The following is a 22,504-nucleotide window of genomic DNA, read 5'->3' as shown; positions in this document are numbered from 1 at the left end:
TTCGCCGCGAGCTGGCCGGGCAATCGCTGTCGCCTTGTGCGATGGAGGAAAGTCCGGGCTCCATAGGGTGGAACGCCAGGTAACGCCTGGGGGGTGCGAGCCTACGGAAAGTGCAGCAGAGAGTAGACCGCCGATGGCTCCTTTTTTGGAGTACAGGTAAGGGTGAAAGGGTGCGGTAAGAGCGCACCGCGCGGCTGGTAACAGTCCGCGGCATGGTAAACCCCGTTCGGAGCAAGACCAAATAGGCCCTCTATAGGTGTGACCCGCACTGAGGGCGGGTAGGTCGCTTGAGGTGTCTGGTGACAGGCATCCCAGATGAATGATTGTCCTCGACAGAACCCGGCTTACAGGCCAGCTCAACAATTTCAAAAGCCCGGCATTCGCCGGGCTTTTTTGTTTGCCTGATGTGGTGGTCCCGGCTCCGGTAGCCCTCTTTGTGTTCGCCTATTTCTTCTCGTTTAATTTCGGCTAAAGCCTCTTTTTGGCGCAAAAAAATTGATTAACTGTTAAGGGGGCGATCGTGCCAGATAGGGCTGTTCCGACTAGTTTCAATGTGCCAATATGCGCCACTTCTCTGGAGGCCGCGATTTTACAAGGGGTTATGGGGACTTTGGGGTCGAATTCCTTGACTTTGTGTCGACCAGTTTTATAGTGTCGAGAGTGGGAAAAAGTGGAAAATCGTGGAAATTTGTGGTTTATTCGCGATAAGTAAGTGGGTGTTCACACCGCCAGGTTAAAGTCGAACATCTTTCTCCATTGACCTGCCATATGGGAGTGAGTCGCGAGAGGCGCGATCTCCAAAGCGAGAACCACTAAACGTGTATTTGGGCAGCCACGCAATCAATATGGACGCCAAGGGGCGTCTGGCAATACCGGCACGCGTCCGCGATAGGCTGTTGGATGAGTGTGCGGGGTGCTTGGTGGTGACTGCCCATACAGAGGAACGCTGCTTGTTGGTGTATCCGTCGCCCCAGTGGCAGCAAATTCTCCCGAAGATTGAAGCATTGCCCAGCTTTAACAAAGTGGCTCGGCGCGCTCAGCGCCTGCTGATCGGGTATGCCTGTGAACTGCAGGTGGATGGCAATGGCAGGGTATTGATTCCGCCAACTCTGCGTGAGTACGCGGGGCTGGAAAAGAAATTGATGTTAGTGGGCCAGGGGAAAAAGCTGGAGCTCTGGAGTGAGGAGCGCTGGATGTCCTGGCTCGATGATAGTGAAGACGAAGAGGGTATGCCTGAGGAAATGGCATCCCTCTCTTTATAAGGGGAGTACCGGGTGTCTCAAGAATTGCATCGCAGTGTGTTGTTACGCGAGGCCGTAGACGCTCTGGTGACTGAGCCGGATGGGTTTTATATCGATGGCACCTTTGGCCGGGGTGGGCACAGCGCCTCAATCCTTGAGCACTTGGGGCCCAATGGCCAGTTGGTAGGGGTGGATAAAGATCCCCAGGCTGTTGAATTTGCAGAGCAGCGGTTTTCCGGTGAATCTCGTTTTTCCATTTGGCATGGGTCTTTTGCCGATATGGATAAGGCTGCCGGGCAAGCTGCCGGCAAGGTCAGTGGAATATTACTCGATCTGGGAGTGTCTTCGCCGCAACTGGATCAGGCCGAGCGCGGTTTCAGTTTTATGCAGGATGGCCCCCTGGATATGCGTATGGATACCAGTCGGGGTATCAGTGCAGCGGAGTGGGTCAACACTGAAGCTGAGGCCGAAATGGCCCGGGTGTTTAAAGAGTACGGCGAGGAGCGTTTTGCCCGTCGAATGGCTGCTGCCATTGTGAAGCGCCGGCTGGAAAAACCATTTGAGCGCACCCTCGATTTTGCCGAGGTTGTGAAAGAGGCGAATCCGGCTTGGGAAAAAGGTAAACATCCTGCTACCCGAGTCTTTCAGGCTATTCGTATCCATATTAATGGCGAGTTGGATGACCTGCAGAGTGCATTGGATAAATCCCTGCAGTTGCTGGCACCGGGTGGGCGACTGGTGATTATCAGTTTCCACTCTCTTGAAGACCGAATGGTGAAGCGTTTTATTCGGGAAAAAGAGCGCGGTCCCCAGTTGCCTCGTGGCCTTCCGGTTATGGATAGTCAGATAGCCAAGTCACTGCGCTCGGTGGGTAAGGCAGTGAAAGCCAACACGGTTGAAGTGGATGAAAATCAGCGGTCCCGCAGTGCAGTAATGCGGGTGGCAGAAAAGCTGGCGGGAAGCTGAGTTTATGTCTGGCAAGGCTCTACTTGGAGTGGGGGTAATGTGGATAGCGGTAATACTGTCGTCGCTATCTGTTATTCATACCACCCAACAAAGCCGAGAGTTAACTGCTGAGCTGGGTAAGGCACAAAAAGCCCACGATGAATTGCGCTATGAGCAGGAGCGTCTCCTTTTGGAGAAAAGTGCCTGGTCTGCCTATAGCCGGGTCGAACAGGTCGCCCGAGAAAAATTAAAAATGCATATGCCAGCACCTTCGGAACAGGTCTTGGTAGTGGCGGATTAAGTTTTAACCGCCTTGGATGAAGACGTAAGTACCCCACTGCTTGCCCGGTGGGGTTTCTGCGTTTGGGGGCTTTGGCCTTTAAATAATTATAAAGAATTTTGCGTTAATTGAGTTTTGGAGTTCAGGCCCTGGAGAGTGGCATGCTCAGCCGGGATGCAAAGTAAATAGATAACGCCAACTGGGAAAACATGGGCGCAGTCAAAAAAAAGGATATTCAGCCGGGTATAGCCCGCTGGCGCTTTGCGCTGGTGGCGGTCCTGCTGTGCCTGCTCGCTCTTACCCTTGTGTTCCACTTGGCCAAACTGCAGGTAGTGCCTGCTGCTGAGCGCGGATATCGTTTCCTGCAAGACCAGGGCCGGGCCCGCACCTTGCGCACCGAAGAGATTGCTGCCTATCGGGGCTCAATAGTCGATCGAAACGGTGAGCTTCTCGCTGTCAGTACACCGGTACACAGCCTGTGGGCCAATCCCAAGTTGTTGAGTGAAATAAGCGATGCGAATTTAGTGCGCCTGGCTCGCGCGCTGGATTTACCGTCTTCCAAACTGGGCTCTCGCCTGAAGAAATACCGAAACAAAGAATTTATGTACCTGCGCCGGCACCTGTCTCCAGAAGAGGCTGAGAAAGTGCTGGACCTGGGTATTACAGGTGTTTTCAGTAAAAAAGAGTATCGGCGCTTCTATCCTGCTGGGGAGGTCGTAGCCCAGCTTCTCGGTTTTACCAATATCGATGATCGCGGCCAGGAAGGAATGGAATTGGCCTACGACGATTGGCTGTCCGGACAGCCGGGATCACGTCAGGTAATTAAAGATCTGAAAGGGCGCACGGTAAGGGATTTGGCAATTCGTCAGGAAGCGCAACCGGGCAGGGATCTGCGTTTGTCTATCGATATGCGCCTGCAATATTTGGCCTACCGGGAATTAAAGCGGGCGGTGTCGGAAAACGGCGCCGCTTCCGGCTTTATGGTGATTCTCGATACTCACAGTGGCGATGTGTTGGCCATGGCCAACCAGCCTTCATTTAATCCCAATGATCGTAAAGGGGTTAAATCGGCGGCTATGCGCAACCGTGCGCTGATCGACCAGTTTGAGCCGGGTTCTACAGTGAAACCCTTAACGGTATTGGCGGCTTTGGAAACCGGGCGCTACACCCCAAGAACAGAAATAAACACCAGCCCTGGATATATTCGCGTGCCGGGAAAAACCCTGGTGGACCCGGTTAATTACGGAAAAATAGACCTCACCAAGATTATTACCAAGTCGAGCCAGGTGGGAATTACAAAAATTGCTCTCGATTTGGAACCAAATTCTCTGCGGGGACTCTTTTATCGCTTGGGTCTGGGCGAGGCAGTGGGCAGTGGCTTCCCCGGTGAAGCACAGGGGATCTTGCCCAGTCGCAGCCGCTGGCACCCAATCGAGCGGGCTAATTTCGCCTTCGGCTACGGTTTAACAGTTAACGCTGTGCAACTGGCACAAGCCTACAGCGTACTGGCGAATGAAGGGGTTAAGCGTCCTGTTTCCCTGGTTTTATCCGGTGACAAAGTGCCGGGCGAGCCTGAGCAGGTTATTGAGCAATCCTTGGCTGGGCAGGTTACAGCGATGTTGGAGACGGTGATTTCCCGGGGTACTGGGCGCCTTGCCGCTGTAGAAGGTTATCGTGTCGCCGGCAAGACCGGTACTGTGCACAAAGTTGGCAGTAGTGGTTATGCGGATAATCGCTACCGCTCAGTATTTGCGGGCTTTATCCCCGCTGATAATCCGCGCCTTGCCGCGGTAGTTGTTATTGATGATCCCAGTCATGCCAAATATTACGGTGGTGAAGTTGCTGCACCGGTATTCGGTTCGGTGATGACTGGTGCTATGCGCCTGTTGCAGGTTCCGCCGGAAAAAATTGAATCGGCGGAGGGGCAATTGGCCGCGCAGTTAAGCGAGAGGGGTTCAAAATCGTGAGTCAGCGCGAAAAACATTCTGTTTCTATCAAAGAATTAGTGCCGGGTTACGCCGGTATTCCCGATATTTTTGTCACTGGTATTGCCCTGGATAGCCGCAAGATAAAAGCGGGCGATGCATTTATGGCCTTGCGCGGTTCTGTGGTCGATGGTCGGGAATATATCGATGCGGCAATTACTGCAGGTGCTGTGGTAGTGCTTGCCGACGGCGACAAGTTGGAATGTAAAAGCCGTGGTGATATCCAGGTGGTCAGTGTTCCCGGTCTGGCAAAGCGGGTAGGGGAAATTGCAGCGCGTTTCCACGGTAATCCCAGTGGTGAAATGCACTTGGTTGGAGTGACTGGCACCAACGGTAAAACCACTTGCGCCTATTTGACTTCCCAATTACTGGCTCGCCACTTTGGCAGTGCAGCACTGATAGGCACCATCGGTAATGGTGTTTGGAAAGATAACCAAATCGAATTGCAGGAAACGGGTTTAACAACGCCTGACCCGGTGAGTTTACAAGCGGACTTTGCAAATTATCGCGATAGTGGCGTTGCCGCTGCCGCAATGGAAGTTTCTTCGCATTCCCTTTCTCAGGGACGTGTGCATGGGCTGATTTTTGATACGGCAATTTTTACCAATTTGAGCCGCGATCATTTGGATTATCACGGCAATATGGCCGCTTACGGCGCAGCCAAAGAGAAACTTTTCGGACTGCCAAAATTGAAGCGAGGAATCATCAACCTGGATGATCCGTTTGGCGCCCAGTTGGCAGAGCGCTGCAAATTGCGTGGCCTGCGCGTTATTACTTATGGGCTGCAGGCGGGCGATTTATATGTTGCTGACCTGCGTCGCCATGAGCGCGGTTTTTCTGTAAAACTTAATTCCCCCTGGGGCAGCGGTGAGCTGCACGCACCCTTAATTGGCGATTTCAATATTCACAATGCTCTGGCTGTGGTAGCTGCTGCAGCGGCAGAGGGCATGCCTTTTGAAGATATTATTGCCGCTTTCCCCACTATCAAAGCGGTGCCGGGGCGTATGGAGCGTGTCCTGGTTGAGGGTTCCGATGATGTGGGTGTATTGGTGGATTATGCCCATACACCAGATGCTCTTCGCGCGGCTTTAGCAGCAGCGCGCCCTTACTGTCGCGGTAATTTGTGGTGTGTTTTTGGTTGTGGCGGTGACCGGGATACGGGTAAGCGCGCGTCGATGGGGCGTATTGCCTCAGAGATGGCGGACCGTGCCATTGTGACTAGCGATAATCCGCGCAGCGAAGAACCACAAAAAATTATCGACGATATTCTCGAAGGGGCTGCCAGTAATATCGAAGTTGAAATTGATCGCGCGACAGCAATATCTCAGGCGGTATCTGCAGCACAACCGGGGGATATTGTATTGATCGCCGGTAAAGGGCACGAAAATTACCAAATTATCGGCAGTGAAAAAATTCACTTCTGCGATCGTGAGCAAGCTGCTGCAGCTCTCAAAGCCCGCGTGGATGAATCGGGCCAGTCAAGTGAAGGCAAGGAGAGCCAAGGTGATTAATTCCCTTACGTTGCAGCAACTGCAAAGCCGTTTTGGTGGTGAGTTAATCAATGGCTCTGTGGAGTTTGAACTGGTTTGCACGGATACCCGCAAGCTGGACCCCAAATCTTTATTTGTTGCTCTGGTTGGCGAAAATTTTGATGCTCACGACTTTGTCGGTGAGCTGGATGGTCAGGTATTGGGGTTGGTCGTTGATCGTGAAGTGCCTAGTTGCAGTTTACCGCAGTGGCGCGTTGAAGATACGACGGTCGCATTGGGACAAATTGGCTTACTGTGCCGTGAGCAGTTTGACGGTCCGGTTGTGGCGATTACAGGGTCCTGCGGTAAAACTACCGTTAAGGAGATGCTGTCTGCAATTTTTTCCCAGAGTCATACACCCTGTGTAACCGAGGGAAACCTGAACAACCAGTTCGGTTTACCCATGACTTTGTTTGGGCTGACAGCGCAACACGATGTGTTGATTCTCGAAATGGGAGCTAACGGCCCTGACGATGTTGGCTACCTGTGTAGTATCGGCAAGCCGCAGGTGACGGCGGTAAATAACGTAATGCCAGCGCATGTCGAGGGCTTTGGCTCAGTTGATGCTATCGCAAAAGCCAAGGGCCAAATTTATACCAGTTTGGATGTATCGGCGACGGCGGTGATCAATACCGATGATGGCTATGCGAATTACTGGTTGGAGAATATGCCCGAGGGGGTAAAGACTCTGGGTATTGGCTTATCCAATGAGTGTGCTATCCATGCGGATAATATTGTATTGAATCCCAATGGTTGCCCTTCATTTGACTTGGTAATTGAAGGCGTTGCCCACCCTGTTAGCCTGAAATTGCTTGGTGAGCACAACGTTCACAACGCTCTGGTTGCTGCTGGATGTGCTTTTGCTGCGGGAATACCTGCGGTTGAAATTATCAGCGGACTTAACACGGTGACCGGGGTTGCTGGGCGCTTGCAGGAGCAGGCAGGTATAGCCGGTGCAACCGTTATTGATGACAGTTACAACGCGAACCCGGGTTCAGTAGGTGCGGCCATTGAATTGCTGTCACAGCGTTCAGGTAAAAAAATTCTGGTGCTGGGGGATATGGCGGAGTTGGGGCCGGACGCGGAGGAAATGCATAGAAGCGTTGGAGCTTTGGCACGAGAGCGGGGCTTGGATGCGCTGTTTACATTGGGGCCGCTGGGTACTGCCGCCAGCATGGCCTTTTCTGCGGGGAGGCAAGAGTCGCTGCGCAATTATCGCGAGAGAGAGCCCCTGGTTACTGCTCTCACTCAACAATTGGATGAACAAACCACAGTTTTGGTTAAAGGATCACGCAGCGCCCGTATGGAATTGGTAGCGCAGGCACTGCTTGGCAATAGCAGAGGGGAGAAGTAATGCTGCTTTGGCTAGCGGAGCTATTACAACAACATGTCAGCGGTTTTTCGGTATTTAACTACCTGACAGTGCGCGCAATTCTTGCTGCGTTGACGGCTCTGGGTATTTCACTACTTGTGGGTCCGCGCATGATTCATTGGTTGAATCATTTACAGGTGGGGCAGGCTGTTCGCGATGATGGTCCGCAAAGCCATTTGAGTAAATCTGGTACCCCGACTATGGGCGGCACCTTGATTCTCGCCTCAATTTTTGCCTCAGCCCTACTCTGGTCTGACCTCAGTAATCGTTACGTGTGGGTTACTTTATTAGTTACCTTTGTTTTCGGTGCTGTGGGCTTCGTGGATGACTATAAAAAAGTCGTTTATAAAAATCCCCGTGGCCTTATTGCTCGCTGGAAATATTTTTGGCAATCCGTTGCCGGGTTGGGTGCAGCTATTTATCTGTATATGAGTGCTTCAAGCCCGGCAGAGACTCAGTTTTTTGTCCCGTTTTTTAAAGATGTTGCGATAAACCTGGGACCGGTATCTTTTATATTGTTGACCTATTTTGTCGTTGTTGGCTCCAGTAATGCGGTTAACCTGACTGATGGCCTCGATGGCTTGGCGATTATGCCTACTGTGATGGTGGGTGGAGCACTTGGGGTGATTGCTTATTTATCCGGCCATATGGAATTTGCTGACTACCTGCATATTCCCGCAATTCCAGGAGCCGGGGAGTTGGCGGTGTTCTGCGCTGCCCTCGGTGGTGCCGGACTCGGATTCTTATGGTTTAACACTTATCCGGCCCAGGTGTTTATGGGAGATGTGGGTGCTCTGGCACTGGGGGCGGCGCTGGGAATTATTGCAGTAATTACTCGTCATGAAATTATTCTGTTCATTATGGGCGGTGTGTTTGTGATGGAGACGGTTTCCGTAATTTTGCAGGTGGCATCCTTTAAATTAACGGGGAAGAGAATTTTTCGCATGGCGCCTCTGCACCACCACTTTGAGTTAAAAGGGTGGCCGGAGCCTCGGGTCATTGTGCGCTTTTGGATTATTACCGTCATTCTGGTCTTGGCTGGTTTGGCAACACTGAAAATTCGATAAATAGATAAATGAGCCTGATCGCGACTTCTTCACAGCAGAAAGTGGTAATAGGTCTTGGCGCTACCGGAAAGTCGGTGGTGCGCTACCTGCTGCGTTACGGCCATACACCGGTCGTTGCAGACAGTCGCGATAACCCGCCGGGGCTCGAAGCTTTTCGTCAGGAGTTCCCAGAGGTTGCGGTGGAAACAGGTCCATTGCGCCCGGGGACAATACTCGCTGCGAGCTTGATTATTGCCAGCCCGGGAGTTGCGCTTGCTGAACCCGTATTGCAGCAGGCGATTGCGGATGGGATTCCTGTGGTTGGGGATATTGAGTTATTTGCCCAGGCCCTGACTCGGATGCAATCGACAGCGAAGCTCGCCGCGATCACAGGCTCCAACGGAAAGAGTACAGTGACCACACTCCTGGGGGAGATGGTTGAAGAGGCAGGGCTGACAGTTGGTGTGGGCGGCAATATCGGTGTGCCGGTGCTGGATTTACTTGAGAAACCTCTGCCGGACATCTTTGTTTTGGAGCTTTCCAGTTTTCAATTGGAAACCACCTACTCGCTGGCACCTACCGTAGCCACCATTTTAAATATGAGTGCGGACCATATGGACCGCTACCCCAGTATGGTGGAGTACCACCGGGCCAAGCAGCGCATTTATCGCGGAGCGGATCAGTTCGTGATAAATCGCGCGGACCCCTTATCCCAGGGGCCTCTTTCTCGAGAGAGACGGGAGTGGAGTTTTGGGCTTGATCAGCCGGATCTCAATCAGTTTGGCCTGCGCTTGCATGAGGGGCAGAACTGGTTGGCTCGAGGCACAGAAGTTTTAATACCTGTGGCCGATTTGGCTATGGTGGGTAAGCATAATATTGCCAATGGTTTGGCAGCCCTGGCAATGGGTTATGCACTGGGCCTACCCACTGAGGCGATGCTAAAAATTTTACGCAGCTTTCGCGGGCTGAAACATCGCTGTGAGCGCGTGGCTGATTTTGAAGACGTTGTTTATGTTAACGATTCAAAAGGCACCAATGTAGGAGCAACCCAGGCGGCATTGGATGGCTTGGCTACGGCAACCAGTAAAATAGTGCTTATTGCTGGAGGGGATGGCAAGGGTGCTGATTTTGCTCCCTTACGAAAAAGTGCAAGAGCACTCCGGGCCCTGGTGTGTATCGGTGTGGATGGAGAGAAAATAGCCGGTGTCTTTGATGGCCTGTGCGAGATTCGCAGGGCTAGCACAATGGTAGAGGCCGTTGCTGAGGCCAGACAATTAGCTAATAGCGGTGACTATGTATTGTTATCACCGGCATGTGCCAGCTTTGATATGTATAAGAATTTTGAAGCCCGCGGTGATGATTTTCGCCAGGCCGTTTTGGAATTAGGCTATACCGCTGGAGGCTCCCAGTGAGTGCCCAGGTAATCAAGGCTCAAGGTAGTGAATGGCAGGATGGGCTGCTGCTACTCAGTGTTCTGGTTCTGGCTAGCATTGGTGTGGTGATGGTCGCTTCAGCATCTATCGCTTTTGCTACGGATATTTATGGTGATCCCTGGTATTTCCTCAGGCGTCATTTGGCTTTTTTGATGGTTGGTGGATTAGCTGGATTTGTCGTTAGTCAGATTCCCCTGTCAATTTGGTCGCGACTGTCCTGGCCATTATTACTGTTTGCCTGTCTGTTATTGATTGCAGTGCTTGTGCCGGGGATTGGACGGGAGGTGAACGGTAGCCGGCGTTGGCTGGTATTTGCAGGCATAACTGTGCAACCCGCGGAAGTGGCTAAGTTCTGTCTGTTAGTTTTTTTTGCCAGTTTTTTAACTCGTCGAAATAAGCAACTACGCCACTGGACCAGCTTTATGGTGCCAGTGGTGATTCTCGCATCGGTTGCTCTGTTATTGCTTTTACAACCGGACTTCGGTTCGGTGGTTGTAATTTCAGGCACCGTATTGGCAATGGTTTTTTTGGCGGGAGCGCGTCTTCCCCATACTTTTTTATTGGTAGCTGCGGCTGCGAGTGGACTGGCGATAATGGCACTGATGAGCCCCTATCGCTTACAGCGATTGCTGACGTTTCTGGATCCTTGGGGGGATCAGTTTGCCAGTGGCTACCAACTTACCCAGTCCCTGATTGCATTTGGTCGCGGAGAGTGGTTTGGAGTTGGTTTGGGCAATAGTGTGCAGAAGCTGTTTTACCTGCCTGAGGCCCATACGGATTTTATTTTCGCCATTCTGGCAGAGGAATGGGGAATGTTGGGTGGCGTAGTGCTGGTAGGGCTTTTTGTTGTTCTCACTTACTCACTGCTCCGCCTGGTAAAGGAGGCCCTGGTGCAGGAGAAATTTTTCGCTGCACTTCTAGCTTTTGGTATGGCAGTGCTATTGGCTGGACAAGCTTTCGTGAATATGGGCGTTGCTTCAGGCTTGTTGCCGACTAAAGGGCTAACGCTGCCATTTGTCAGCTCTGGTGGCAGCAGCCTGATTGTATGTTGTGCATTACTCGGCTTGGCGATGCGGATTCGGGCTGAACTAAAAGAGCCTGCTGAAAACGGAAGCGGGGGGCTAGAGCTTTTGCGTCAGCTGCCAATATTCCATTCACCCAAGTCCAGTGTGAAGGGCAGCAACGGAGAAACGGTTTGATGCCTGAAGTAAATAAGCGTTTTTCTGGAAAGAAGTTTTTGCTGATGGCCGGTGGTACCGGCGGTCATGTGTTCCCAGCGTTGGCTGTGGCTAAAGCGTTGCAAGAGCAGGGAGCTGTTGTCGAGTGGTTAGGCACTGCCCGCGGGATTGAATCCCGATTAATACCTGCAGCAAATATTCCTTTGCACTGCATTAAAGTGGAGGGTATTCGGGGGAAGGGAAAGTTGGCCTTACTCAAAGCCCCGTTGCAAATTTTGCGGGCAATTGCTCAGGCCAGGACCGTTGTTAAGCAAGTACGACCTGATGCAGTACTCGGCTTTGGCGGCTTTGCGACCGGCCCAGGGGGCGTTGCAGCCCGTCTCGGGGGGATACCGTTGATTATTCACGAGCAAAATGCTGTTGCCGGAACGACAAACCGCTTGTTAGCGCGGATTTCCAGCCAGGTGCTTGAAGCATTTCCCAGTGGGTTACCCGGTGCCAGGCAGGTGGGTAATCCAGTGCGCAAAGAAATTGCAGAATTGCCTGAGCCAGAAACACGAATTGGCAGCCAGTCGTCTCTGCGCCTTTTGGTATTGGGCGGTAGTCTCGGTGCTGTAGCAATTAATGAACTGGTTCCTAAGGCAATCGCATTGCTGAAACCCTCCCTGCGCCCGGTAGTGGTCCACCAGGCTGGAGAGCGCCACCTTCAGGCTGCCAAAGACGCCTATAAAGAGGCGGCAGTAGAAGCTGAGGTGGTCCCTTTTATTGCGGATATGGCTGAGGCCTACCGCTCTGCGGACCTGATTATTTGCCGTTCCGGGGCTTTGACTGTTTCTGAAATTTCAGCTGCGGGAGTCGGTGCAATCATGGTGCCTTTCCCCTTTGCAATTGATGATCATCAAACGCGTAATGGCGAGTGGTTGCAAAATGCTGGCGGAGCGATTGTTATGCAGCAGCGGGAAATGGACGAGCAGAAGTTATCCGGCTTGTTACAAAGCCTGTTAGAAGATCGTCAGAAACTATTACAAATGGCGACCTCCGCGCGGCGAGCGGCAAAAACTGATGCGACTGAGCAAGTGGTTAACGCTTGCAGAGAAGAGCTGGCCTCGGCCAGGTAACACAGAATAAGTGGACGAAGGTTAAAGTAATGTCTTCAGTGCGGACAAACGAAGATAAAAGTTATGCGGTACCGGCCATGCGCCGTATCCGCCGTATCCACTTTATTGGAATCGGTGGTGCCGGTATGAGCGGCATTGCAGAGGTACTGCAGAACCAGGGCTACGAAGTCTCAGGTTCTGACCTGCGTGAATCTGCAGTTACTGATAGATTGCGCAAATTGGGCGTTAAGGTCCAAATCGGGCACAGCGAGGAAAATGTTCGCGGCGTTGATGTTGTGGTCAATTCCTCTGCCGTACATGGTGATAACCCGGAGCTGGTTGAAGCGAGAGAAAAGAGAATCCCTATTGTACGCCGTGCCGAAATGCTCGGTGAACTAATGCGCTATCGCTATGGCATTGCTGTGGCAGGAACCCACGGAAAGACCACCACGACCAGCTTAATCGCCTCAATTTTTGCGGCAGATAAAAAAGACCCGACCTTTGTTATCGGTGGTCTGGTCAACGCTGCAGGTGCCAATGCTGCCTTGGGCGAAAGTCGTTATTTAGTGGCTGAAGCTGATGAGAGCGATGCGTCTTTTATTCACTTACAGCCGATGGTGACGGTGATTACCAATATCGATGCAGACCATATGGAAACTTATGGTGGAGACTTCGAAAAGGTAAAGCAGATCTTTATTGATTTTGTTCACAACCTGCCGTTTTACGGTTTGGCGGTAGTTTGCGGGGATGACGCCAATGTTCAGGAAGTTATTCCCAAGTTTTCCCGCCCGGTTCTGACCTATGGATTTGATGAGGGTAATGACTACCGTATCGTTGAAGTAAAGCAGGAACCACTGCGCAGTCATTTCACGGTACAGAGACCCAAGGGTGATCTATTGCAGGTTTCTGTGAATACACCGGGTATTCACAATGTTCTCAATGCGACTGCAGCAATTGCTGTAGCTAGTGATGAAGGCGTTAGTGATGAAGCAATTAGCCAAGGTCTAATAGGCTTCCAGGGCGTTGGTCGTCGATTCCAGATCTACGGTGATTATGCCGTTAGCGATGATACCGAAGCCGATAAGGTGATGTTGGTAGATGACTACGGTCACCACCCACGTGAGGTAGCCGCTACTGTAAAGACAGTTCGAGATGGCTGGCCGGATCGTCGCTTGGTAATGATTTATCAGCCCCACCGTTATACCCGTACGCGGGACTTGTTTGAAGACTTTGTCCAGGTCCTCTCTGAGGTGGATAAGTTAATTTTGCTGGATGTATACAGTGCGGGTGAAGCGCCAATTGCTGGTGCCGATGGCAGAACGCTTGCGCGAAGTTTACGCAACAGGGGACAGGTAGATCCGATTTTTATGGAAACTATCGATCAGGTTCCACCGGTATTAGCTGATCTGTTGGAGCCAGGTGATATTGTCCTGACCCAGGGAGCTGGCAACGTCGGAGCACTTTCGCAAAGGTTGGCTGATTGGCGCTTGGGCGAGCGCAGCGGCGAGGACTAAGTAGCTAGTGAAAGGAGCTGGAACGAAATCAGCCGGGAGAAAAAAAAAGACAGCTCGCGGAGCGAGCCCTCTTGGAACCGATGATCCCGAGAAGCTTCGTCTGAACTGGAAGCGGTGTTTTTTTTTATTGGTGATGTTCGCAGGCTTTAGTGCTTTGCTCTATGGTGCAGTTTGGTTATGGCGATGGGTGCCATCGGTTGAGTTGAGTAATGTTGATGCTCTAGAGCAAGTTGAAGTACGCGGGGCTTTTAATGCGGTAACTGAAGAAGAGTTAAGAGAGGTGCTTCTTCCTCACTTGAAAGCGGGCTTTTTTTCAGCGGACATTCAGGCGATGCAGCAGACATTACTGTCTAACCCCTGGATTACTTCCGCCTCGGTGAGCAGGCGTTGGCCGAAGGGTGTTGAGGTTGATATCACTGAAGCGCAACCTCTCGCCACCTGGGGTAAAGATAAATTGTTGGTAGCGAGTGGGGATCTGCTGCCGCGTCCGTCACATATGGGGGTTCAGTCCCTGCCCGAGCTTGCCGGGGATGAAGAATTGGTAGAGCGGATTATGCTGCAATACCGCGCGCTTGCGGGGTTACTGACCACGCGGGATATGGAGGTTAAACGGTTGTCATTTGACGACCTAAGCGGTTGGCATCTGGAGTTAGTGTCGGGAATTGAATTAAAACTTGGCCATGATGCTTTATTGGAGCGGGTACACCGTTTTCTGTATTTGAGTCGGGGTGTACTGGCGCCGCACTTGCAAAAAGTTGTCAGCGTCGATACGCGCTACAGCAATGCGGTAGCGGTTCAGTGGAAAGACGAAGAAAAGTAAACATCGAGGCAGCCCGGGTGGCTGTTTTATAGATAAAAGTTTAAAAGCGAATGCTGTGTTCTGGTCCGATAGCAGAACCTGAAACAGAATGCAGCTCAGCGAGGTTGGCACGAAAATGACACAGGTATCCGATCAGCGCATGATTGTTGGACTGGATATAGGCACCTCTAAAGTAGTCGCTATTGTTGGTGAAGCTTCCGGTGATGGGGAACTTAATATTGTCGGTATCGGCTCTCATCGTTCCACTGGAATGAAAAAGGGCGTAGTGGTTAATATTGAATCAACCGTGCAATCTATACAGCGCGCTGTGGAAGAAGCTGAGTTGATGGCGGGTTGTGAAATTCACTCTGTGTACGCAGGGATTGCGGGAAGTCACATTCGCAGCTTGAACTCTCACGGTATAGTTGCGATTAAGGATCGAGAGGTTACCCAGCAGGATCTCGATCGTGTTATTGATGCTGCCAGGGCTGTCGCTATTCCTGCGGACCAGAAGATTTTGCACACGCTTCCGCAGGAATACCTGATTGATAATCAGGAAGGGGTAAAAGAACCTCTCGGAATGTCTGGTGTTCGCCTCGAAGCAAAGGTCCATTTGGTCAGCGGTGCAGTGAATGCTGCACAGAATATTGAAAAGTGTATTCGTCGATGTGGTCTGGAAGTAGAAGATGTCATTCTTGAACAATTGGCTTCAAGTTACGCAGTCCTGACCGAAGATGAAAAAGAGTTGGGAGTATGCATGGTAGATATTGGTGGGGGAACTACCGATATTGCTGTGTTTACTGGTGGATCTATTCGGCATACCGGTGTGATACCGATTGCTGGAGACCAGGTTACCAATGATATTGCCATGGCTTTGCGCACACCGACACCGCACGCAGAAGACTTGAAAATCAAATATGCGTGCGCGTTGGCAAAACTCGCTCGCGAAGGTGAGACCATTAAGGTACCGAGCGTTGGTGATCGCGCGCCCAGGGATTTATCCCGACAGGCATTGGCCGAGGTCGTTGAGCCGCGCTACGACGAATTGTTTACATTAGTACAGGCGGAGTTACGTCGCAGCGGCTTCGAAGATTTGTGTGCGGCGGGTGTAGTACTTACCGGCGGCTCTTCAAAAATGGAGGGCGCGGTTGAACTGGCTGAGGAAATTTTTCATATGCCGGTTCGCCTAGCAGTGCCTCAGGGTATTGCAGGTTTGACGGATATCGTCAGCAACCCAATTTATTCCACTGGAGTTGGATTATTGATGTATGCGATGCAGCAGGAAGAGGCTCGAGAGGGCAAAATACAGCCTGTCCGCAACGATAATCAGTGGTGGGACAAGGTAAAGCACTGGTTTCGCGGAAATTTGTAATAGAGTGCAACCAGATTTAGCCATCCGGTGAAGGATTTTTTTTAGGCATGGCTGTAAAATTCGACATGAGCAAGAAAGGGGAACAGCAATGTTCGAGCTAGTTGATAGCGTACAGGATAAGCCTGTCATCAAGGTGATTGGTGTCGGCGGCGGTGGTGGTAATGCTGTTAAGCATATGATCGCCAATGATGTTGAGGGTGTAGATTTTATCTGTGCAAATACAGATGCACAGGCCCTCAAAGATGTTGAGGCCCGCACTATCCTGCAACTGGGTAACACAATTACACGCGGTTTGGGCGCAGGGGCAAACCCGGATATTGGCCGACAGTCCGCACTTGAAGATCGCGATCGCATTGCTGAGGTATTAACCGGTGCGGATATGGTATTCATCACTGCCGGTATGGGCGGTGGTACCGGTACCGGTGGTGCGCCGATTGTCGCTGAGATTGCAAAAGAACTGGGCATCCTTACCGTTGCGGTAGTTACTCGCCCATTTAAGATCGAAGGGCGCAAACGCACAGTTGTAGCTGAAGAGGGTATCCTCGAGCTGCGCGATAAAGTTGATTCTCTGATTACTATCCCCAACGATCGTTTGCTGGAAGTACTCGGTAGCAAGATCACAATGAAATCTGCTTACAAAGAGGCAGATAACGTTTTACTGGGTGCTGTACAAGGCATTGCCGACCTGATGATTCGCCCGGGCATCATGAACGTGGACTTCGCCGATGTGCGCACCGTAATGTCTGAAATGGGCATGGCGATGATGGGGTCCGGTTCTGCCGTCGGTGAAAACCGTGCGCGCGAAGCGGCTGAGAAAGCCGTGCGAAGCCCGCTACTGGATAACGTCAACCTGGCAGGTGCTCGCGGTATCCTGGTGAATATCATCACAGGTAGCGAAGAGGCGGGCTGTCAGGAACTGACCCTGGGTGAGTACTCTGAAGTAGGTGAGATTGTCCAGGAAATCGCCTCCGATGAAGCTACTGTGGTTATCGGTACAGCGGTAGATGATAAGCTCGGTGATGAGATGCGGGTTACCGTTGTGGCCGCAGGTCTTGGCGAGGGTACTCCTGCAGCGCGTCCGGCGAAGGTGGTGGATAATACTCGCCGCCCAGAGCCTCGCGAGCCTGTTCGTGAAACCCGTGAGGTTCGCGATAATCACAGCGCTCACGCTGGCCACAGCTCTGCGGGACTGGCAAGCCGCGAGGCCATTGATCCGCGCCCTCGTGCTGAAGCGGAGCGCCCCAAGCGCCCGGCTTCTGCCCTGAATCCCGCTGATGCGGATATGGAGTACCTGGATATTCCAGCCTTCCTGCGCCGTCAGGCAGACTAGGAAACGGTACCGCAGAGGCAGAACACCGCTCATGTCTGCCCGGCTCCAGCTGGGTATTGCCGCTGCGGTGCGGCTTTTGCTCGGGTCTACCTTGTCGAATGGGTGGGCCCTTGCCCCGTTTGTGTAGATTTTGATCAGAACTGGTGAGTCGCAATAACTATCTAAAATAATTAACAATTATTAACAGCGCTTGCGGAGCTTAGGATCTTAGAATGCTGTCATAGCGACATGCGTTGGCGCTGCAATCTTTGCTTGATCTATCCTCATATAGGTAGGTGGTGCACAGTTGTGGTGACCACTCGCCCAGAATTGGTATTGGCGTCGCAATTGTGCTAGTATCGATGGCTTGCTGCGCCTTAGGGGCGTAGTCCACCGACGGGGAAAAGATAGTTTCATGATCAAACAGCGCACGCTTAAGAATGCTATTCGCGCCACTGGCGTAGGTCTGCACACTGGCAAGAAAGTTGTACTTACCCTTAAACCAGCGCCCGTAGACACCGGTATCGTGTTCCGTAGAACCGATTTGGACCCGGTAGTTGAAATCGAGGCTCGTGCGGAAAATGTCGGCGACACTCTCCTTTCAACCACCCTGGAAAAGGGTGATGTTCGCATTGCTACGGTAGAGCACCTGCTCTCGGCAATGGCGGGCCTTGGCATTGATAACGCGGTTGTCGAGTTATCCGCGCAAGAAGTGCCCATTATGGATGGCAGTGCCGGCCCATTTGTATTTCTAATTCAATCTGCAGGCATCCAAGAGCAAGCAGCTCCGAAGAAGTTCCTGCGAATCAAGAAGCCAGTAACTGTAGAGGATGGCGATAAGGTTGCCAGCTTCCTGCCTTTTAATGGCTTTAAAGTATCTTTCACAATCGACTTTGACCACCCGGTTTTCCAGGGGCGTAACCTGAGTTCATCCGTGGATTTCTCCAGCACCTCCTTTGTGAAGGAAGTGAGTCGCGCCCGTACCTTTGGCTTTATGCACGAGATCGAGTACTTGCGCTCCAAGGGCCTAGTTCAGGGCGGTTCCGTTGATAACGCAATTGTGATTGACCAATACCGTATTCTGAATGAAGGCGGGTTGCGTTACGAAGACGAATTTGTGAAACATAAAATTCTGGATGCGATTGGCGATCTCTATCTTCTGGGGACCAGCCTGATTGGGGAGTTCAAGGCCTTTAAGTCTGGCCATGCGCTGAACAATAAATCCCTTCGCAACCTGATGGCTCAGGAGGATGCTTGGGAAATGGTCACCTTTGAAGGTGAGCAGGAAGAAGCACCGATCTCCTATATTAAGCCTATTTTGGCAGTTTGATACTTTCGCAAGAAGCCGGCATTATAGTGCCGGCTTTTTTGTATGATTGTTTCACAGAGAAAGCCTATAGATTTTTGGTATCCTTATCGGTTTGGCACCTCGGCTTGTGAGCTGGGGACTAACGAAAATTAAAAATGTCGAACTCCTCACAGTTCCTATGAAAGTAATCCTGGTTAATGAGCGCGGTGCGACTCGCAGCTTTAATTTTGGTAGTTTGAGCAAAGCCCTGTTGGGGTTGTGCTTGCTGAGCCTCCCTGTGGGTGCATTTCTGCTGGGGGCGAATTTACCGGTTACTAAAACTGACCTATTTGATTCCCGAACGGCCAAGGCCTGGAGCCGCGCACTGCGCAAACAGCAGGAAGAAATTGCTGAAGCAGATAGAGAGGCGCGGGAGCAGCTGGCAGCTCTTACCGTTAAGCTTGCAGAGTTGCAGGCGCGTTTAACTCGCCTTGATGCACTGGGTGAGCGTTTAACCTCTGTTGCCAATCTCGATGAAGGAGAGTTTGAGTTTGGCAGTGCACCTGCTATCGGTGGGCCGGAAGACCCCGGAATCGCAGGTGCATCAGAGTTGCCGTATCAGCCACCGGAATTCCTGGATGTTATTGGAGATCTCTCTCATCAGATTGAAGATCGCCAAATGCAGCTGAACACTCTCGAATCCCTGATGGCGAACCTCAAACTTGAGGATGAGCAGTTTTTGGCAGGCCGTCCGATCAGCAAGGGGTGGATGTCTTCCCGTTATGGTTATCGCACCGATCCATTCACTGGCCGTAGGACCTGGCACAAGGGGGTGGATTTTGCTGGCAAGATGGGCTCCGATGTTGTTTCAGTAGCCGCAGGTGTTGTCACTTGGGCTGATGAGCGCCATGGTTATGGTCAGTTGGTAGAAATTAATCACGGCAATGGTTATTCAACCCGCTATGGGCACAATAGTGAGCTGAAAGTGGGATTGGGTGACGTGGTCAAGAGGGGGCAGACTATTGCCCTGATGGGTTCCAGTGGCCGTTCTACCGGGCCCCATGTTCACTTTGAGATATATAAGAACAACCGCACGGTTGATCCAGCTAGCTATATCCGCCGCACAGGCAGATAAGAACTATCCTTCCTTTACGCGTAATTGTTGGTAGCTTGGCATAAGAGTTGCCAGCGCTTGCGCCTTCCTGTTTACTTGCACCCCTCGCATAAAGGAGCGTCGGTGCATCGATCTGCCCGATATTAGCGCCGACAGCGCAAATAAGATAAGTGGTTTCTAGATAATGATTGGCAAACTGATTAAATCGGTCTTTGGTTCAAAAAATGACCGCGAGCTGAAGCGCATGCGACGCGTCGTGGGAAAGATCAACGCTTTGGAAGAGGATTTCCAGAAGCTTGACGATGCAGGCCTGCGGGCTAAAACGGATGAGTTTAGGCAGCGACTCGCTGACGGGGAAAAGCTCGATCAAATTCTGCCTGAGGCGTTTGCTGCAGTGCGTGAAGCGGGTCGTCGGGCCATGGGCATGCGCCACTTCGATGTTCAGCTGATCGGCGGGATGACCCTGCATGAAGGACGTATTGCAGAAATGCGTACCGGTGAAGGTAAAACCCTGGTTGCAACCCTGCCGGCCTATCTGAATGCACTTGAAGGTAAGGGCGTTCATATTGTTACGGTGAACGATTACCTCGCTTCGCGGGATGCCAATTGGATGCGCCCAGTGTATGAATTCCTGGGTATGACAGTGGGAGTTATTGTTTCCCAGCAGCCACCGGAAGAAAAGAAAGCGGCCTATGAGGCTGACATTACTTACGGTACTAATAACGAATTCGGTTTTGATTACCTGCGTGACAACATGGTGTTGCGCAAAGAGGACCGTACTCAGCGCCCTCAGAACTTCGCTATTGTCGATGAGGTGGATTCCATCCTGATCGATGAGGCGCGTACTCCGTTGATTATTTCTGGAGCCGCTGAAGACTCTTCTCACCTTTATATGGCAATGAATAAGTTGGTTCCCCAGCTGGAGCGTGCCGAAGAAGGTGGGGAGGGGCACTACACCGTTGATGAAAAGACTCGCCAGGTTGAGCTGACGGAGCAGGGCCACTTGTTGATCGAAGACCTGCTGTCACGCAGTGGGTTGATGAAGGAAGATCAGTCCCTTTACGCCCCTGGGAACCTGGGCCTGTTGCACCACGTGCACGCCGCCCTGCGCGCGCATGTGCTGTTTAACCGCGATGTGGATTACATCGTGCAGAACGGCCAGGTGGTGTTAATTGATGAGCACACAGGTCGGACCATGCCGGGTCGCCGTCTCTCCGAAGGCCTGCACCAGGCGCTGGAAGCAAAAGAGAGTGTGCAGATTCAGAGTGAGAGCCAGACCCTCGCTTCTACAACATTCCAGAACCTATTCCGCTTCTACCCCAAGCTTGCGGGAATGACCGGTACAGCGGATACAGAAGCGTTTGAATTCCAGCAAATTTATGGCCTGGACGTGGTGGTGATCCCCACCAATAAGCAAATTCAACGTGAAGATCTCAATGACCTGGTTTACCTAAGCCAGGAAGAGAAGATGGAAGCGATTATTGAGGATGTGAAGCACTGTCGCGAAAAGCAGGCTCCAATCCTTGTAGGTACCGCTTCTATCGAAACCTCTGAAGAAATGTCCCGCAAGTTGCAAAAGGCGGGAATTAAGCACCAGGTTCTCAACGCGAAATACCACGAGCGCGAAGCGCAGATTATCGCCCAGGCGGGTCGCCCGGGTGCAGTGACTATCGCTACTAATATGGCTGGTCGCGGTACCGACATTGTTCTCGGTGGTAACTGGGAAGCTGAAGCGGCGGCCTTGGGTCAGGAAAAAGATCGCGAACTGACTGAAGCGGAGCTCGCACAGGTCAAGGAAGATTGGAAGAAGCGTCACGAGCAGGTGATCGCTGCGGGCGGTCTGCATATTATCGGTACTGAGCGCCATGAATCCCGCCGTATTGATAACCAGCTGCGAGGCCGTGCAGGTCGTCAGGGTGATCCGGGTGTTACTCGTTTTTATCTATCTCTGGAAGATAACCTTATGCGCATCTTTGCCTCTGACCGGGTGAAGAACTTTATGCAGATGCTGGGTATGGAGCGCGGTGAGGCGATTGAGCACCGCATGGTTTCCAACGCTATCGAAAAAGCCCAACGCCGTGTTGAAGGCCGCAACTTCGATATTCGCAAACAGTTGTTGGAATACGATGACGTGGCTAATGACCAGCGTCAGGTGATTTACGGCCAGCGCAATGAGCTGCTGGAAGCTGAGGTTATCAGTGACACGATCTCTGCCATTCGTGAAGATGTGGTTGACGGTATTGTCTCCGGTTCTATCCCCCCCCAGAGCGTGGAAGAGCAGTGGGATATTCCAGCTCTAGAGCAGCAGCTCTCTGGCGAATTAGGTATCCAGTTGCCGGTTCAGCAGTGGCTCGATGAAGATCGCACTCTGCACGAAGAGAGCCTGCGGAAAAAGATTACTGTCGCCGCGCAGGAAGCCTATGCTGCAAAAGTTTCCCGCATTGGTGAATCTTCCGGTGATGCCAATCTGATGCCGACTATCGAGCGTCAGATTATGCTGCAAGTATTGGATCAGTTGTGGAAGGAGCACCTTTCCAGCATGGACCACTTGCGTGCAGGTATTGGTTTGCGGGCTTACGCCAACAAAAACCCTAAGCAGGAATTCAAGCGCGAGTCTTTCCACCTGTTCCAGAGCATGCTGGAGAACCTCAAGCATGAAGTGGTGCGTATTCTTGCCCACGTAGAGCCGATGACTCGTGAGCAAGCGGAAGAGATGGAGCAGCGTCGCCTGGAAGAGCAGCGCAGGCAGCAGCTTGAGCTGCAACACGCTCAAGCTTCGGCGCTTCCAGAAAGTGAGCCCAAGGAGCAGCAGGCGGCTACCCCGGCACCGGAGCGTCGCGGTCCTAAAGTCGGGCGCAATGATCCCTGCCCCTGTGGTTCCGGGAAAAAGTACAAGCAGTGTCACGGCAAGCTGGCTTCCTCTACCCAGAGCTAATTATTTACTGCTTGAATTCAAGAAAGTGCCCCGCTTAGCGGGGTATTTTTTTAATTAGCAAAAGAAT

Annotated in this window: 17 protein-coding genes and 1 other RNA gene; all 18 read left to right on the top strand. The window is 51.9% G+C overall.

The features are described from left to right. The first annotated feature begins 7 nt into the window (after positions 1-7). The 18 genes from rnpB (at position 8) to secA (ending at position 22,437) form a co-directional block, all read left to right on the top strand. Positions 8-363: RNase P RNA component class A (rnpB, locus tag ACJJIM_RS15010), an RNA gene on the top strand. Between the two features lie 455 nt (positions 364-818). Next, the gene (gene mraZ / locus ACJJIM_RS15005; protein WP_282933875.1) at positions 819-1,262 is read left to right on the top strand and encodes a division/cell wall cluster transcriptional repressor MraZ; all 444 of its coding nucleotides are present in this window, start codon (positions 819-821) and stop codon (positions 1,260-1,262) included. Between the two features lie 12 nt (positions 1,263-1,274). Beyond that, positions 1,275-2,207: a 16S rRNA (cytosine(1402)-N(4))-methyltransferase RsmH gene (rsmH, locus tag ACJJIM_RS15000; RefSeq protein ID WP_444907502.1), complete on the top strand. Its 933-nt coding sequence runs from the start codon at positions 1,275-1,277 to the stop codon at positions 2,205-2,207. Positions 2,208-2,211: 4 nt separating this feature from the next. Next, positions 2,212-2,487, top strand: coding sequence for a cell division protein FtsL (gene ftsL, locus ACJJIM_RS14995; protein WP_413663017.1), 276 nt, complete (start codon positions 2,212-2,214; stop codon positions 2,485-2,487). A 188-nt stretch (positions 2,488-2,675) separates the two neighbouring features. After that, positions 2,676-4,433, top strand: a complete 1,758-nt coding sequence (locus ACJJIM_RS14990) for a peptidoglycan D,D-transpeptidase FtsI family protein (protein WP_444911382.1) — start codon at positions 2,676-2,678, stop codon at positions 4,431-4,433. Next, positions 4,430-5,962: a UDP-N-acetylmuramoyl-L-alanyl-D-glutamate--2,6-diaminopimelate ligase gene (locus ACJJIM_RS14985; protein ID WP_444911381.1), complete on the top strand. Its 1,533-nt coding sequence runs from the start codon at positions 4,430-4,432 to the stop codon at positions 5,960-5,962. The genes ACJJIM_RS14990 and ACJJIM_RS14985 overlap by 4 nt, the downstream gene beginning before the upstream one ends. After that, the gene (locus ACJJIM_RS14980; protein WP_444911380.1) at positions 5,955-7,334 is read left to right on the top strand and encodes a UDP-N-acetylmuramoyl-tripeptide--D-alanyl-D-alanine ligase; all 1,380 of its coding nucleotides are present in this window, start codon (positions 5,955-5,957) and stop codon (positions 7,332-7,334) included. Before ACJJIM_RS14985 ends, ACJJIM_RS14980 begins: the two co-directional genes overlap by 8 nt. Then, positions 7,334-8,419 carry a phospho-N-acetylmuramoyl-pentapeptide-transferase gene (gene mraY / locus ACJJIM_RS14975; protein ID WP_444893034.1) on the top strand — a complete coding sequence of 362 codons (1,086 nt, stop codon included), beginning with the start codon at positions 7,334-7,336 and terminating at the stop codon, positions 8,417-8,419. Before ACJJIM_RS14980 ends, mraY begins: the two co-directional genes overlap by 1 nt. A gap of 8 nt (positions 8,420-8,427) precedes the next feature. Next, positions 8,428-9,810 (top strand): UDP-N-acetylmuramoyl-L-alanine--D-glutamate ligase, encoded by a 1,383-nt coding sequence (gene murD / locus ACJJIM_RS14970; protein WP_444911379.1) that lies wholly within the window; start codon positions 8,428-8,430, stop codon positions 9,808-9,810. Beyond that, positions 9,807-11,030, top strand: a complete 1,224-nt coding sequence (ftsW, locus tag ACJJIM_RS14965; RefSeq protein WP_444911378.1) for a putative lipid II flippase FtsW — start codon at positions 9,807-9,809, stop codon at positions 11,028-11,030. Before murD ends, ftsW begins: the two co-directional genes overlap by 4 nt. After that, a complete protein-coding gene (murG, locus tag ACJJIM_RS14960; RefSeq protein WP_413663010.1) occupies positions 11,030-12,127 on the top strand; it encodes an undecaprenyldiphospho-muramoylpentapeptide beta-N-acetylglucosaminyltransferase in 1,098 nt (365 codons plus the stop codon). Before ftsW ends, murG begins: the two co-directional genes overlap by 1 nt. A gap of 29 nt (positions 12,128-12,156) precedes the next feature. Next, positions 12,157-13,620, top strand: coding sequence for a UDP-N-acetylmuramate--L-alanine ligase (gene murC / locus ACJJIM_RS14955; protein WP_444911377.1), 1,464 nt, complete (start codon positions 12,157-12,159; stop codon positions 13,618-13,620). Positions 13,621-13,753: 133 nt separating this feature from the next. Next, positions 13,754-14,440: a cell division protein FtsQ/DivIB gene (locus tag ACJJIM_RS14950; protein WP_413665884.1), complete on the top strand. Its 687-nt coding sequence runs from the start codon at positions 13,754-13,756 to the stop codon at positions 14,438-14,440. Positions 14,441-14,555: 115 nt separating this feature from the next. Beyond that, on the top strand, positions 14,556-15,791 hold the full coding sequence (ftsA, locus tag ACJJIM_RS14945) for a cell division protein FtsA (RefSeq protein ID WP_282933862.1): 1,236 nt from the start codon (positions 14,556-14,558) through the stop codon (positions 15,789-15,791). Between the two features lie 88 nt (positions 15,792-15,879). Then, positions 15,880-17,121, top strand: coding sequence for a cell division protein FtsZ (ftsZ, locus tag ACJJIM_RS14940; protein ID WP_444911376.1), 1,242 nt, complete (start codon positions 15,880-15,882; stop codon positions 17,119-17,121). A gap of 394 nt (positions 17,122-17,515) precedes the next feature. Beyond that, positions 17,516-18,430 carry a UDP-3-O-acyl-N-acetylglucosamine deacetylase gene (gene lpxC / locus ACJJIM_RS14935; protein WP_282933860.1) on the top strand — a complete coding sequence of 305 codons (915 nt, stop codon included), beginning with the start codon at positions 17,516-17,518 and terminating at the stop codon, positions 18,428-18,430. Between the two features lie 157 nt (positions 18,431-18,587). Next, a complete protein-coding gene (locus ACJJIM_RS14930; protein ID WP_413663007.1) occupies positions 18,588-19,523 on the top strand; it encodes a M23 family metallopeptidase in 936 nt (311 codons plus the stop codon). Positions 19,524-19,686: 163 nt separating this feature from the next. Then, positions 19,687-22,437 carry a preprotein translocase subunit SecA gene (secA, locus tag ACJJIM_RS14925; protein ID WP_444911375.1) on the top strand — a complete coding sequence of 917 codons (2,751 nt, stop codon included), beginning with the start codon at positions 19,687-19,689 and terminating at the stop codon, positions 22,435-22,437. The last annotated feature ends 67 nt before the right edge of the window (positions 22,438-22,504 follow it).

It is taken from the genome of Microbulbifer maximicatervae (SeqCode), from assembly GCF_052467615.1.
This window is presented reverse-complemented; position numbering and strand designations above follow the sequence as displayed.